Origin of the sequence: Sphingorhabdus sp. EL138 (assembly GCF_945890115.1) — a bacterium.
Classification (GTDB): Bacteria; Pseudomonadota; Alphaproteobacteria; order Sphingomonadales; family Sphingomonadaceae; genus Sphingorhabdus_B.
Window position 1 is genome coordinate 63,297 of sequence record NZ_CAMDCK010000003.1, and the last position, 13,285, is coordinate 76,581.

Here is a 13,285-nt window from a genome sequence, read left to right on the forward strand (position 1 = left end):
CTCCACCGTCTGCGACGGTCCCGCTGTTGCTCCGCAACGCCTACGGCTCCCCCGTAATGGGGAGGAATTAAAATAGGGTGGAGGTGGTTGAATATCCTCCCCATCGACTTGCGATGGGAAGGGGGACCGCGCCGAAGGCGTGGTGGAGGGGCCTCTGAACGTCCCAAGCCCCTCCGTCAGTCGCCGCTATCGCGCGACCTGCCACCTCCCCATCGCAAGTCGATGGGAGAGGATATTCATGACGCCGACCCTGCCTCTCCCCTTACCCCCTTGACGCCGCGCGCGTTTTCCCGCCATGCGCTGCTTATGCGTTTCTTTTCCGACAATGCCGCCCCGGTGCATCCTGCCGTCATGCAAGCCATGGCCGATGCCAATCATATCGACACCGCCTATGACGGTGACCAATATAGCGCGCGGTTGGATGCGGCGTTTTCCGAACTCTTTGGCCGCGACGTCGCCGTTTTATGGGTGGCGACAGGGACCAGCGCGAATTGCCTTGCGCTCGCGTCCATGGTGCAGCCGCATCAGGGCGTCATTTGCCATCGGGAGGCGCATATTGAGGTTGATGAATGCGGCGCGCCCGGTTTCTACACCGCTGGCGCAAAGTTGATGTTGGTCGACGGCGACGGGGCGAAGATAACGCCAGCGACGGTTGGCGCCACCCTCGACGCCATTCGCAAGGATGTGCATCAGGTGCAGGCCGCCGCTGTCTCAATCACCAACGCTACGGAATATGGCATGGTCTACACCCCATCCGAAGTCGCGGCGTTGGGCGCGCTGTGCCGCGCACGCGGGCTTGGCCTGCATATGGACGGCGCGCGATTTGCCAATGCGGTGGCGCATTTGGGATGCAAGCCTGCCGATGTCACGGTAAACGCAGGGGTTGATATCTTAAGCTTCGGCTTTGTCAAAAATGGCGGCATGGGGGCAGAGGCCTTAGTCTATTTTGACCCCGCTTGGGCCGATGCCGCGCGCTATCGCCGCAAACGGGCGGGGCATTTGCAGTCAAAGGGCCGGTTCCTTGCGGTGCAATTGCTCGCCATGTTGCAGGATGATCTATGGCTGCACAATGCGCGGTCCGCCAATGCGGCGGCGATGGTCATTGCGCAGGCGGCGGGTGAACGCTTGTTATACCCTGTGCAAGCCAATGAATTGTTCCTGCGCCTCACGCCCGCCGAAGCGGCGGCATTGCGCGCGCAGGGTTTTGACTTTTACGATTGGGGCGGGATCGACGATGTTTGGGGCGCGGCGCGGTTGGTGACCAGTTGGCAACATAATGAAGCTGACGTGACCCCATTGGCCCGCGCGATAGCGGCCTTATGAGCATGGCAGAAATTGCGCGCGCGGAAGAACCCGGTTTTCTGACGCCACGGGTATGGATACCCTTCATGGTGACGTCTTTGATCTGGGGGTCGACCTGGTTGGTCATCCGCGATCAATTGGGCACGGTACCCACGACATGGTCGGTGACCTATCGTTTCGTGGTGGCGGCGATCGGCATGTTCATCCTTGCGCTGGTGATGCGGCAATCGCTGAAGATTGACCGGTCGATGGTCGGTTGGACGATGTTGCTGGGCGTGTTGCAATTCGGGCTGAACTTCAACTTTGTCTATACCGCCGAACATTATGTGACCTCTGGCCTGGTCGCGGTGGTGTTCGCCTTGTTAATTGTGCCCAATGCAGTGTTGGCCAAATATTGGTTGGGGCGTCCCATCAGCGGGGCGTTCAAATTGGGATCCCTAATCGCCAGCGTCGGCGTAGGATTGCTAATGTTGCAGGAATATCGCGCGGCACCGGTTGGCGGGGCGGACGTGCTGCTGGGGCTATCGTTGGTGTTATGCGCGGTGACGACGGCGTCTGTGTCCAACGTGCTTCAGGTCACACCACGAATCGCGCGTGTTCCAACGATCACGATATTGGCATGGTCGATGTTGTGGGGCAGCATTGGCAATAGCATCTATGCCTTCATCACAGCGGGTCCGCCGGTTATTGACATGCGTCCCGGCTATATCGGCGGTGTCCTGTATCTCAGCATCATTGGAACGGTCGTCACCTTCCCGTTGTATTTCCGTCTGATCCGCGACATTGGTCCCGGCAAGGCGGCCTATACCGGCGTCGTCATTCCCGTGGTCGCGATGATCCTGTCCACGATATTCGAAGGCTATGTCTGGTCAACGCTGGCGCTGGCGGGCGGCGCGTTGGCGATGCTTGGCTTAGTCGTCGCGATGCAGGCCCCTAAGCCTAGCCGGTAATCGGCATATCGCGGTACCCAGTGGAGAAGCCGTTTCGCCTTTATATTCGCAATGCGGCGGTTTTCGGCATAAAATCCGCGCGCCATAGGCGATAGGCCAGCCGCCGCGATGGATTGCAATGGCGGCCAATCCCGTTGCAGCAGGTCGCACGCATATTCGATGACATCATTTTGCGGCGCGGGCATGTCATCGGCGATATTGTAAACGCCCGCCGGACCATCAAAGGCGGCAATGACAGCAGCGACAATGTCGTCAACATGGACGCGGCTGAAAATCTGATCCGGCATATTGATACGATGCGCCTTGCCCTCCGCCACTCGTTCCAGCGCCGATCTGCCGGGGCCGTAAATGCCGGGTAAACGGAAAACATGCACATCGTCGCGCAAGGCCTGCCACGCAAGGTCGGCTTCGGCCCGCGCGGTGCGGCGTCCGCTGCCTATCGGTGCGCTTTCATCGACCCATGCGCCGCCGGTATCGCCATAGACTCCGGTGGAGGAGAGATAGCCAACCCATAAGTCTGCGCGCGCCGCAATCGCCGCGCCATATTTTTCGAGCACCGGATCGCCGCCCTCTGCCATGGGCGGAACGCTTGACAATATATGCGTTGCGGTCTCCAGCGCGGTCAGGACCGCCGCTTGATCGTCAAACGCAATGGCATCGCCGCTGCTCATCCGCCTTGTGCCCGATACCAACCAGCCGTCGGCGCGCAAAGTGTCCGCAAGCCGAGTGGCGGTGAAGCCCATTCCAAATATAAGCATATGTCGCTGCATATATTCTGGATCGCAATCTAATGGCTTGCCGTCAAGCGCGGCAGTTGCGAATAGAGGTGGCGGGAGGAAGCACAAGGCATGGCAGTTGAGGTGATCAGGTCGGATGCATTAGGTGACATTGCACATGGGTTTCTTGGCCGTATCGGTGGTGTTTCTACGGGAATCTATGCCGGGCTAAACTGCAGCCTTGGTTCGGACGATGTGCGCGAGAATGTCATCGAAAACCGGCGGCGCGCGGTTGCCGCAGTCATGCCCGGTGCAGCACTTGCACGTGTCTATCAAATACATTCACCTGATGTGATCACTGTCACTGGTCCAATGGATCAAGACGACCCGCCCAAGGCTGACGCGCTGGTAACAGATCGTCCGGATATCTTGTTGGCTGTCCAAACTGCGGATTGCGTGCCCGTTTTGTTTGCAGACACCCGCGCTGGTGTCGTCGGCGCAGCGCATTCCGGATGGAAAGGCGCAATTACGGGGGTCAATGAAAGCACGATAGTCGCCATGGAAAAATTAGGGGCAACGCGGGACCAAATAGTGTGCGCCATTGGCCCCTGCATCGCGCAAAAAAGCTATGAAGTGGACGAAGGTTTTTTCCGCAATTTTGTGGAAAATGCCGCGCAAAACGAACGCTTCTTCACCGATGGGAAAGCGGGCCATTATCAATTTGATATCGAAGGCTATGTCGCGTCGCGACTTGCTACGGCCGGCATTAATGTAGTCGAATGTTTGGGTCAGGATACCTACAGCCAACCCGAACGGTTTTTCAGTTACCGGCGCAGTTGCCACCTGAACGAACCAGGATATGGCGGGCAAATGTCTATGATCGGCCTACGCCCATGAAGGCAGAGCAGGTCGGATTTTGGGGCGGACTTGTCGTCTTCTTAGTCATGCTGTTTTTGCCTGCACCAGCAGGTATGGAACCATCTGCGTGGCACGTGGCCGCCCTCACCATCTTGATGGCGACCTATTGGATGACGCAAGCTTTGCCGTTGACCGTCACCGCATTGCTGCCGTTTCTGGCGCTACCGCTGATGAATATTATGACCGCGCAGGACGTGGCGAAGGAATATTACTCGCCCATCTTGTTCCTTATTCTTGGCGGCGCATTTCTGGCGCTCACCATTGAACGTACGGGCATGCACCGCCGCGTCGCCCTCGCCATATTGGGGAAATCGGGACATAGCGTCACGGGCCTCATGATCGCGTTCATGGGTTCAACTGCCTTGCTCAGCATGGTGATGTCCAACACCTCCATCGCGCTTATCATGGTGCCGATCGCGGTTGCCGTACTTGCCGCTGGCGGGACAAAGCCTGGAGAAACAGACGGCCTTGCAGGTGCGTTGATCATGGGCGTGGCCTTTGCTGCGTCAATTGGCGGGCTTGGGACGCTTGTTGGATCGCCGACCAACGCGATTGCAGCCGCGCTTGTGGAAAAGCAATTGGGTATCCAGATCAGCTTTCTAACATGGATGCTCTACGGCTTGCCCGTTGTGATTGTCGGCGTGCCCCTATGCGCGTTCATCCTGATGCGGGTGCAAAATGTTACGGCGGGCAGTTTCGACGTTGATGCCGCACGCGCATCAATCGGTAAGGCACAGCCCATGTCCGTGGCGGAAAAGCGGCTCGTTCCAATATTTCTCTTGGTCATTGGCCTATGGGTGGGGCAACCTATGTTGGAACCACTACTGCCCAAGGGCGGCATTACCGACGGCAGCATCGCGATTGCAGGGTCTTTGCTATTGTTCCTAATACCCGATGGCACCGGTCGCCCGTTGCTCACATGGCAGGAGGCGGACAGAGCCCCGTGGGGCGTTATCATGATGTTTGGGGGTGGCCTGGCGCTCGCGGCTGGTATCACGCAGTCGGGGCTTTCTGGGTGGCTAGGAGAGGCATTAGAGCCCTTGTCCGTAGTGCATCCGGTCATCATCGCGCTTGCGCTGACCGCTTTGGTCATTTTGATCACCGAATTTGCCAGTAATGTCGCGACCGCCAGTGGCGTGCTGCCCGTGGTGGCTGGCCTCGTGGCCGCGACGGGCGCTGACCCTTGGTTGATGGCGATGGCTGCATCCATGGCCGCAAGCTGGGGCTTTATGATGCCGTCAGGCACGGGGCCAAATGCCATTGCATGGGCCAGCGGGCATATTGCCTTGCCCAAAATGGTGAAGGCCGGATTTTATCTTGATCTTGCGGGCATTCCCCTGATCGTGGGGGCGGTGTGGCTCGTTGGTCAGCTGGCCATTTTGTAAAAATTGGCATGCCTTGGCGCGCAATCAGGTCTCCGCCACGCGCCAGTCGAGAATAGGCCAGCCCTTCGCCTCCGCCAATCGTGCAAGCGGACCGTGCGGGTTGGTGGCGAAGGGTTCATCGGCATAGCCAAGTAACGGCGCGTCGGAGACATGGTCGGAATAGGCACGGATATGACAATTGGCGCGCTCAAGGCCGTGTCGTTCCATCCACTCCTTCACCCGTTCCAGCTTTGCCGCATCATAGCAATTATGCCCGTCAATCCGCGCCAGCACATGGTCGCTGCTGTCCGTCGAAAGGTCTGTTGCAATGACATCATCAAAGCCCAGCCTTTTGGCAATCGCCTCCACATATAAACGATAAGAAGCCGTCGCCATGACATGACGATAGCCAGCCGCCTTCTCCTCCGCCACGCGCGCCCGCAATTGTGGATAGACGTTTTTGCCCACAACCAAATCCGCGTGGCTTTCCAGATATTTAGTAAAATGCGCCTTGGGTACGCGTCTGCCGATCAGCAGAATTTGCGAAAACTGCTTAAGCCGCGCCCGGTCCCAAATCTTCAGCGCATATAAAACCAAACCAACTGGCAAAAATGGTGCAAGCAACAATCGCCACGGTGACTTGTTAAACGCCATATGCAGAAGAAACCCATTATAGGTGGCGCGCCGCGTGATTGTCTTGTCCATGTCATATATGGCCAGCAAGGTCGTTTTGGATTTCGTCATGATGATCTTAAAGGCATAACTTTACCTAAGAAGTCTACAGGCTTGTGATAGCCCTCATAATAGGCCAATTATATCGCCATGGCTAACTCTGCCGAACTCACTGTTAAAGATCTGCCCAGCGGTCAAGTTCTCCGGCTGTCTGGTGACTTCGCCATTGCGTCAATTAGTGATGTAGACCGCCATTTGCGCGACATTGGCGGCCCCATTTCTGAAATCGATATTTCCGGCGTCACCCATATGGACACAGTCGGTGCTTGGCTGGTCTATCGGACCGCTAAAGAACATGATGCGCAAATCACCGGCGGCGCGAATGACGCGGATCGCTTGATTGATGCTGTTCGCGGTGTCGATCAAGCCGAAGTCGCCGCTAAACCACCTGTTTCATCGCTGTATCATTTTTTGGCTGAAGTGGGCGGCGGTGTTGTCGTCAGCGTAACGACTTTTATGCAATTCTTGGGCTTTGTCGGGCAAGTGGTCAAAGCGTTCTTCACTTTGCTGATCAGCCCGCGCCGCTTTCGTTGGCACGCGGTGGTTCAGCATTTCGACATGGTCGGTGTGCGGGCATTAGGCATTGTCGGCCTGATGAGCTTCCTCATCGGCATTGTCATTGCGCAGCAAGGCGCGGTGCAGCTCCGCCAGTTTGGCGCCGAGATATTTACCATCAACCTGATCGGGCGACTTACGTTGCGTGAACTGGGTATATTGATGACTGCGATCATGGTTGCGGGTCGATCTGGGTCTGCCTTTGCGGCACAGATCGGAACGATGAAGATAACCGAAGAAATTGACGCCATGCGCACGATCGGTGTTGTCCCCGTAGAAGCGTTGGTCGTGCCGCGCGTGATCGCTGCGGTAGTCATGATGCCATTGCTCGGTATTTTCGCTTCGTTAATGTCCATCATTGGCGGCGGGTTATTGTGCTGGATTGTCCTCGATATCCCGCCAGCGACCTTTGTCCAGCGACTGCGCGAAGTAACGCCGATAACCGACTTCTGGGTTGGTATGATAAAGGCGCCAGTGTTCGGCGCAATCATTGCGATGGCGGGTTGTTTTCAGGGGATGCAGGTCAAAGGCAATGCTGAGCAGGTGGGCCTGAAGACCACCGCTGCCGTCGTACAGGCCATTTTCCTTGTTATCGTCCTCGACGCATTTTTCGCAGTGTTTTTTAGCGAAATTGGCTGGGATTAAGCGATGAACCCACCCAACATCATTTCCGTAACTGGGCTGTGTAACAGCTTTGGCGACCAAGTGATCCATCAGGATCTCAACATCGAAGTTCGCCGTGGCGAGATATTGGGCGTCGTTGGCGGGTCGGGAACGGGCAAATCCGTACTCATGCGGTCAATCATCGGCTTGCAACAACCAGATTCAGGTGAAATTCGCGTCTTTGACGAAGGCATGATCGGCAAGGAAGAAGATGAAGCCACCGACGTCCGGCGACGCTGGGGCGTGTTGTTTCAGGGCGGTGCGTTATTTTCAACCTTAACCGTCGCGGAAAATGTGCAGGTGCCGTTGCGGGAATTTTATCCGGACTTCAGCAAAGAGCTGCTCGATGAAATCGCACGCTACAAAATTTTCTTAAGCGGCCTGCCGCCGGAAGCTGCGCATAAATATCCATCCGAGCTATCGGGCGGTATGCGCAAGCGTGCTGGTGTGGCGCGGGCATTGGCGATGGACCCGGAGTTGTTGTTTCTGGATGAACCAACCGCTGGGCTTGATCCTATCGGGGCGGCCAAATTCGACAATTTAACGCGCGATCTGAAAGAGACGCTTGGCCTAACCGTCTTTTTGATTACGCATGATCTTGATACGCTCTATTCCATTTGTGATCGCGTGGCCGTTTTGGCCGATCAGAAAGTTACAGCCATAGGCGCAATTGAAGAATTGCTCGCCATCGATCACCCGTGGATCAACGAGTATTTCAGTGGCCCACGCGGCCGCGCGGCACGGCGCGGTCACAGCGACGGGAGCGAATCCGCAGGTGCAAAGATGCAGCATCCAGGAAGGTCATAAGGCAGGCATATGGAAACTAAGTCCAATTATGTGATGGTGGGTGCTGTCACGCTTCTCCTTCTGGCGCTGCTGGCGGCCTTTACCGTTTGGCTTTCGCGGACAAGCGATGGCGACAAGAAAGAATATGACATATTCTTTCAGCAATCGGTCAACGGGCTGGCCAAGGGTTCAGGCGTGTCCTTTTCCGGTGTTCCGGTGGGCCAGATTGAGAGCATTGAGTTATGGGAGCCCGATCCGGATTTCGTTCGGGTGCGCATCAGCATCAAGGATACCGTACCCATACTTCTGGGCACGACGGCGACAATCAACGGCATCGGCTTCACCGGCGTTTCGGAAATTCAGCTTGATGGTGCGGTTAAAGGCGCGCCCGCACTGGATTGCCCTAAGGTGAATCCACAGACCGCATGCCCCACAGGCGTGCCCGTCCTTCCGACAAAGCCAGGCGCTTTGGGCGAACTGCTCAACAACGCCCCTTTGCTTTTGGAACGGCTGTCGACCTTGACCGAGCGGCTGACCAACATATTGTCCGACAAGAACCAACAGTCCGTCGAACAGATTTTGGACAATGTAGAGAGCATTTCGGGAACATTAGCAGCGCAAGGACCCGACTTGCGGGCGGCCATTCAGGAATCGCGCATTGCCTTGCAAAAGGCAGGCCTTGCTGCCGATGAGATTACCAAAATGGCAGGCTCTACAAATAAGCTACTCGACAATGAAGGCCGCCCGATGCTGGATGAATTGCGTAAAACATTGCGGTCCGCAAATGGCAGTCTGGCTGCGTTGGAAACGACCTTGAACAACGCGAACCCGGCAATTGAAACGTTGAATACCCAGACTTTGCCTGAAGTGACGCAACTGGCGCGTGACTTGAGAGACTTGTCGGTATCGTTAAAGTCCGTAACCGAGAAAGTGGACCAAGGCGGCATCGGCAGCGTCGTCGGCGCACCCGCCTTACCTGATTATAAACCCGGCAGCAGGAACCCAAAATGATGTTCAGCAAAATCTCCGGTCCACGCTTATGTGCGTTACCTCTGATCATGGCTCTTGGCGCCTGCGTCAGCTTCGGCGGCAAGGCACCCGTCTCCATGCTGGTCCTGACGGCCGACAATGTCGTGGCCGCTGGTGCTGCGCGAACAGCGACCGTCGCCGACGCCTTAGTTATCCAGATACCGCAAGTCCCGCGCAAGCTAGATAATAACCGCGTTCCAGTTCAGATTGATGCCAGCAGCATGGCCTATCTCAAAGACGCATTTTGGGCGGACAAACCTGCCCGTTTGATGCAGATGTTACTCGTCGAAACTGTGTCGGCGAAGAGCGGCAATCTTGTGCTCAATGAAGTAGATGCAGGCGGAAAGGCCGTGCGCTATTTATCGGGAAGCCTGCTGGAATTTGGTATCGATGCCACCACCAACGAGGCCGTTGTGGTCTATGACGTGGTTAAAATCATACGCGGAAGTGCGACCGAAAAACGCCGGTTTGAAGCACGGCGACCCGTAAACGCGATTGCGCCCGCACCGGCAGGGGCAGCGTTAAATGCCGCCGCGAACGATGTTGCGAGTCAGATCGCTGACTGGGCTGGCTAAAGACCAAAGCCCTGAGGCTGCGGCCAATCTGGGGGATAAGCGGCCAAGACCTTGAATAAGGTCCCCATGGCGTCCGGCGCGACCAGCCGGTTACGTGCGGCGGTGATGTCTGCAGCCCTGTCGGGGTTGGACGCCGCCAAAATTTGCGCACGTTGGTCAATGCCAAGACCCGAAAGCCATGCGCCTTGGTCGCCTGGTCCAGCCACCAAAAGACCACATTTTTGCGCACAATTCGATAATTCAAAAAAGTCGACATGCGCCGTCAAATCAAGCTCGCCCGGATTGGTGAACGGGTCGCCATATGTGTGGCTTTGCACTGCTTGCAAAGTGTCGCCCAACGCAGGCTGTGTATAGCCATAGTCGATAACCAACATCACCCCGCCCTGCTTTGCCAGCCGGGCCGAAAGCTGCTGCATGATCGATGATGCTTCAGGACAGATTTCGTAAATACTGCCCATGGCGGCAGTGCGAAATTGTTCGGGGATAAGGTCCTCGGTCGCGCAAGCGCCGGGCATTGCGGCAAAGCCTGACACACCATCCTGCACAACGACCCGCTCCCGCCAGCCGCCTTGTGTTGAGACAATCTGCCGGATCGGCAAAGCGTCAAAAAATTCGTTTGCCACAACGAACAAGGGCGCATCGGTCGGAAGGGTTTCCAGATTGTCATGGAATGTCGCGTCCGGCACTGCCTGCACCTGCTTGGCGCGCAATGCAGGACTGTTTTCGACGAAATGGACCGATGGCTCCCAACCCAAACGCCGCATTGTTCTCAGCGCGTCTGCCCCCAAAGTCCCGCGTCCAGGGCCAATCTCTACATAATAACAGGCAACTGGGCGATGGCGTAGCCATAAATCGCTCAGCCAAATGCCCACCATCTCGCCAAACATCTGGCTGATTTCCGGCGCAGTGATGAAATCGCCTGCTGCGCCCAGCGGGTCAGCGCGACCATAATATGCGGTGTTGGCCACACGCATATATTCGGCAACGCTGACGGGGCCTGACGCCTCTATCTGTTGCGTAAGGCGGACTGCAACTTGCTCTGTGTCAGGTGACACTGTTACTGCCGGCCATGGCCACGGCGCGTTGCTTGCGCGCACCTGCAGTGAACAGTAAGAACAGTCCGACCAATATCATCGGAATAGTGAGCCACTGCCCCATGCTCAGGCCACTTGTTTCCACCAGCCACTGAAGCTGCTGGTCCGGCTCCCTGACAAACTCGATAGAAAACCGGGCCGTGCCGTAAATGATTGCAGCCATACCCGTCAGGAACCCCGGCCTATACCGCGCATTGGTTTTCCAGAATAATGGCCACAATATTGCGGCCATCAATAGCCCTTCGAGCACAGCTTCATACAACTGGCTTGGGTGGCGCGGCAAATCCCCGCCATTGGGAAACACAACGGCCCAAGGCACGTCGGTGACGCGGCCCCAAAGCTCATCATTCACAAAGTTCGCCAAGCGTACGAGGAATATCCCAAAAGGTACGACGCAGGCGACATAATCACAGACCCGTAAGAAAGAGATTTTATGCTTGCGCGCCAAAAGCCAGAGCGAAAATATGATACCAATTGCGCCGCCATGGAACGACATCCCGCCTTCCCAAATCTTGAAGACATCCATGGGGTTCTGCAAAATGGACGGTTGGTAGAATAAGATATAGCCAATGCGTCCACCCAAAATGATACCCAAGGTGGTGTACAAGATAATGTCATCGGATTGCGCGCGTGACATTGGCGCACCGGGACGGGCGAGCAATTTCAGCAACATCCAATAGCCAAGCACTATGCCAACCAGATAGCCAAGCGAATACCAACGGATCTGAAAGAAGCCCAGATCAAGCGCAACCGGACCTACGCCAAGGTCGGTAAACTGAATATAGCCAGCAGCAGTTGAAATAATCTCAAATGACACAATATTTCCTCGGCATATTTTGACATTCCTATAGAGCCAAATAGAAGACGCACAAAGAGTTTAGGAGAGAATCATATGCCGTCGCAGTTGGACCTTGCAATCGATGCCACCATTAACCGGCTTATGGCCAATGATGGCCCCTTGGCTGTTACATCTGCCGAGAAAAACGGTGTCCAATTGCCCGTTTTCGCCAAAGCGCCGGGTAACATGGCCGACTATTTCGCATTTTTCTGCGCAACCCATGCCGACAAGGAATTTTTGGTCGATGGCGATATCCGTTTAAGTTTCGCAGAAACTTATGGCGCGGCGCGCGCGTTGGCAGGTGGTCTTGTGGAAGGCCACAGACTGCAAAAGGGTGAGCGCGTTGGCATTGCGGCGCGTAATTCGGCCAATTGGATCATTGCCTATATGGCGATTGTGATGGCAGGCGGTGTTGCCACTTTGCTTAATGGCTGGTGGCAAGGCGGGGAGTTGGCTGAAGGCATTCGCATGGTCGGCTGCCGCTTCGTTCTTGCCGATGAACAGCGTGCAGCGCGCATGGCCGGACAGGATCTTGGCGGTTGCCAGCTCCTCATCATCAACCATGATTCCCGGCCCTTGGATGGCTTATCGGTTTTGACCGCACAGGGTGGCGGTGCGGCAACAGCGCTGCCAACATTGGATCCGCTGGATAACGCGACGATTTTATACACCTCTGGCTCAACCGGACAGTCCAAGGGTGCCGTGTCAGACCACCGCGCTGTCGTCCAAGGCGCGATGAGCTATGTGGGTCAAACGCTTGTGTTCTTCGAACTTATGTCCGCCAGTGGCCAATCAATGCCAGCGCAGCCCTCAGCGCTCGTCAATGTGCCATTGTTCCACGTCACCGCGTCGATTCCCTTGGTACTGCAAAGCTTCGCCATTGGCCGCAAGCTCGTGTTGATGCCCAAATGGGACGCCGAAGACGCGATGCGTATCATTGAAAAAGAACGCATCACTTATTTTGTGGGCGTTCCGTTGATGAGCATTGAGCTTGCGACGCACCCGGCCCGCCACAAATATGACCTCACCAGTTGCACCGCATTTGCCGCCGGCGGCGCACCGCGTCCTGTCGAGCATGTCAAAAAAATCCGTAAGGAAATGAGCTGGGGTTATCCGCTGTTAGGGTACGGCCTTACCGAAACCAACGGCGTTGGCTGTGGCAATTTCACCGACAATTATCTGGAAAAGCCAACCAGCACTGGCCCTGCGACCAAGCCGCTTGTCGAGGTCCAAATGCTGGACGATAACGGCAATGTCTTGCCGCAGGGTGAACGTGGTGAAGTGGGCATTCGGACCATTGCCAATTTCAATGGCTATTGGAATAACGAAGATGCCACGCGCGATGCCTTCACCGCCGATGGGTTTTTCCGGACCGGCGACATTGGTTATCTCGACGAAGACGGCTATTTGTTCATCGTCGACCGCAAGAAAGATATCATCATCCGAGGCGGCGAGAATATCAGTTGCCCCGAGGTGGAAGCAGCAGCCTATGAGCATGACTCGATAGTCGAATTGTCGGTATTTGGTATCGCTGATGACAAATATGGTGAGGTTCCCGGCATCGTCTATCAGACAAAGGACGGCGTCACGCTGACAGAGGATGCGTTGAAAGCGTTTTTGGCGCCGCGTCTTGCACCCTTCAAGATTCCTGCGCATTTCTGGCAAGTTGCCGAACCCCTCCCCCGTCTGGGGACGCAGAAAATCGACCGGGTGACGCTGCGACGCGAATATAATGCCAAGATATCTGGTTGATGCTGACATGT

The 13,285-nt window shown here is 56.2% G+C and carries 13 protein-coding genes; 9 read left to right on the forward strand and 4 right to left on the reverse strand.

Annotation, left to right across the window (positions count from 1 at the left end; genetic code table 11):
* The first annotated feature begins 306 nt into the window (after nucleotides 1-306).
* Nucleotides 307-1,323: a low specificity L-threonine aldolase gene (locus Q0O07_RS02125; RefSeq protein WP_295489971.1), complete on the forward strand. Its 1,017-nt coding sequence runs from the start codon at nucleotides 307-309 to the stop codon at nucleotides 1,321-1,323.
* Nucleotides 1,320-2,252, forward strand: coding sequence for a DMT family transporter (locus tag Q0O07_RS02130; protein ID WP_367271027.1), 933 nt, complete (start codon nucleotides 1,320-1,322; stop codon nucleotides 2,250-2,252). Before Q0O07_RS02125 ends, Q0O07_RS02130 begins: the two co-directional genes overlap by 4 nt.
* Here the strand turns inward: Q0O07_RS02130 and Q0O07_RS02135 are convergent.
* Nucleotides 2,162-3,010, reverse strand: a complete 849-nt coding sequence (locus Q0O07_RS02135; protein WP_295489779.1) for an SDR family oxidoreductase — start codon at nucleotides 3,008-3,010, stop codon at nucleotides 2,162-2,164. The two genes, Q0O07_RS02130 and Q0O07_RS02135, sit on opposite strands and share 91 nt — an antisense overlap.
* Nucleotides 3,011-3,100: 90 nt before the next feature.
* On the opposite strand from Q0O07_RS02135, the gene pgeF reads away from it, so the two are divergent.
* Together pgeF and Q0O07_RS02145 are read left to right on the forward strand one after the other, a co-directional pair.
* A complete protein-coding gene (gene pgeF, locus Q0O07_RS02140) occupies nucleotides 3,101-3,865 on the forward strand; it encodes a peptidoglycan editing factor PgeF (protein ID WP_295489782.1) in 765 nt (254 codons plus the stop codon).
* Complete coding sequence (locus tag Q0O07_RS02145; protein WP_295489784.1) at nucleotides 3,862-5,271, forward strand: DASS family sodium-coupled anion symporter; 1,410 nt, start codon at nucleotides 3,862-3,864, stop codon at nucleotides 5,269-5,271. The genes pgeF and Q0O07_RS02145 overlap by 4 nt, the downstream gene beginning before the upstream one ends.
* Before the next feature lie 24 nt (nucleotides 5,272-5,295).
* Here the strand turns inward: Q0O07_RS02145 and Q0O07_RS02150 are convergent, their stop codons facing one another.
* Nucleotides 5,296-5,994 (reverse strand): HAD family phosphatase, encoded by a 699-nt coding sequence (locus Q0O07_RS02150; protein ID WP_295489787.1) that lies wholly within the window; start codon nucleotides 5,992-5,994, stop codon nucleotides 5,296-5,298.
* A gap of 78 nt (nucleotides 5,995-6,072) precedes the next feature.
* Between Q0O07_RS02150 and Q0O07_RS02155 the strand changes: the two genes are divergently transcribed.
* Genes Q0O07_RS02155 through Q0O07_RS02170 form a run of 4 tightly spaced genes read left to right on the forward strand, consistent with a single transcriptional unit; the run spans nucleotide 6,073 to nucleotide 9,590 of the window.
* Nucleotides 6,073-7,182, forward strand: a complete 1,110-nt coding sequence (locus tag Q0O07_RS02155; protein ID WP_295489790.1) for an ABC transporter permease — start codon at nucleotides 6,073-6,075, stop codon at nucleotides 7,180-7,182.
* 3 nt (nucleotides 7,183-7,185) lie between these two features.
* Entirely contained in the window at nucleotides 7,186-8,007 is an 822-nt protein-coding gene (locus tag Q0O07_RS02160; protein ID WP_295489792.1) for an ABC transporter ATP-binding protein, read from the forward strand.
* Nucleotides 8,008-8,016: 9 nt separating this feature from the next.
* Entirely contained in the window at nucleotides 8,017-8,997 is a 981-nt protein-coding gene (locus tag Q0O07_RS02165) for an MlaD family protein (RefSeq protein WP_295489795.1), read from the forward strand.
* The gene (locus Q0O07_RS02170; protein ID WP_295489798.1) at nucleotides 8,994-9,590 is read left to right on the forward strand and encodes an ABC-type transport auxiliary lipoprotein family protein; all 597 of its coding nucleotides are present in this window, start codon (nucleotides 8,994-8,996) and stop codon (nucleotides 9,588-9,590) included. Before Q0O07_RS02165 ends, Q0O07_RS02170 begins: the two co-directional genes overlap by 4 nt.
* On the opposite strand, the gene Q0O07_RS02175 is transcribed toward Q0O07_RS02170, so the two are convergent.
* Together Q0O07_RS02175 and lgt are read right to left on the reverse strand one after the other, a co-directional pair.
* Nucleotides 9,587-10,645 carry an SAM-dependent methyltransferase gene (locus Q0O07_RS02175; protein WP_295489800.1) on the reverse strand — a complete coding sequence of 353 codons (1,059 nt, stop codon included), beginning with the start codon at nucleotides 10,643-10,645 and terminating at the stop codon, nucleotides 9,587-9,589. The two genes, Q0O07_RS02170 and Q0O07_RS02175, sit on opposite strands and share 4 nt — an antisense overlap.
* A complete protein-coding gene (gene lgt, locus Q0O07_RS02180; RefSeq protein WP_295489802.1) occupies nucleotides 10,635-11,501 on the reverse strand; it encodes a prolipoprotein diacylglyceryl transferase in 867 nt (288 codons plus the stop codon). The genes Q0O07_RS02175 and lgt overlap by 11 nt, the downstream gene beginning before the upstream one ends.
* A gap of 75 nt (nucleotides 11,502-11,576) precedes the next feature.
* On the opposite strand from lgt, the gene Q0O07_RS02185 reads away from it, so the two are divergent.
* On the forward strand, nucleotides 11,577-13,274 hold the full coding sequence (locus tag Q0O07_RS02185) for a class I adenylate-forming enzyme family protein (RefSeq protein WP_295489804.1): 1,698 nt from the start codon (nucleotides 11,577-11,579) through the stop codon (nucleotides 13,272-13,274).
* Nucleotides 13,275-13,285: the final 11 nt, after the last annotated feature.

Excerpts from the sequence above, each read along its gene's own strand:
- Q0O07_RS02125 (WP_295489971.1), top strand. The coding sequence starts at position 307 with ATGCGTTTCTTTTCCGACAATGCCGCCCCGGTGCATCCTGCCGTCATG.
- Q0O07_RS02130 (WP_367271027.1), top strand. The coding sequence starts at position 1,320 with ATGAGCATGGCAGAAATTGCGCGCGCGGAAGAACCCGGTTTTCTGACG.
- Q0O07_RS02135 (WP_295489779.1), bottom strand. The coding sequence starts at position 3,010 with ATGCTTATATTTGGAATGGGCTTCACCGCCACTCGGCTTGCGGACACT.
- pgeF (WP_295489782.1), top strand. The coding sequence starts at position 3,101 with ATGGCAGTTGAGGTGATCAGGTCGGATGCATTAGGTGACATTGCACAT.
- Q0O07_RS02145 (WP_295489784.1), top strand. The coding sequence starts at position 3,862 with ATGAAGGCAGAGCAGGTCGGATTTTGGGGCGGACTTGTCGTCTTCTTA.
- Q0O07_RS02150 (WP_295489787.1), bottom strand. The coding sequence starts at position 5,994 with ATGACGAAATCCAAAACGACCTTGCTGGCCATATATGACATGGACAAG.
- Q0O07_RS02155 (WP_295489790.1), top strand. The coding sequence starts at position 6,073 with ATGGCTAACTCTGCCGAACTCACTGTTAAAGATCTGCCCAGCGGTCAA.
- Q0O07_RS02160 (WP_295489792.1), top strand. The coding sequence starts at position 7,186 with ATGAACCCACCCAACATCATTTCCGTAACTGGGCTGTGTAACAGCTTT.
- Q0O07_RS02165 (WP_295489795.1), top strand. The coding sequence starts at position 8,017 with ATGGAAACTAAGTCCAATTATGTGATGGTGGGTGCTGTCACGCTTCTC.
- Q0O07_RS02170 (WP_295489798.1), top strand. The coding sequence starts at position 8,994 with ATGATGTTCAGCAAAATCTCCGGTCCACGCTTATGTGCGTTACCTCTG.
- Q0O07_RS02185 (WP_295489804.1), top strand. The coding sequence starts at position 11,577 with ATGCCGTCGCAGTTGGACCTTGCAATCGATGCCACCATTAACCGGCTT.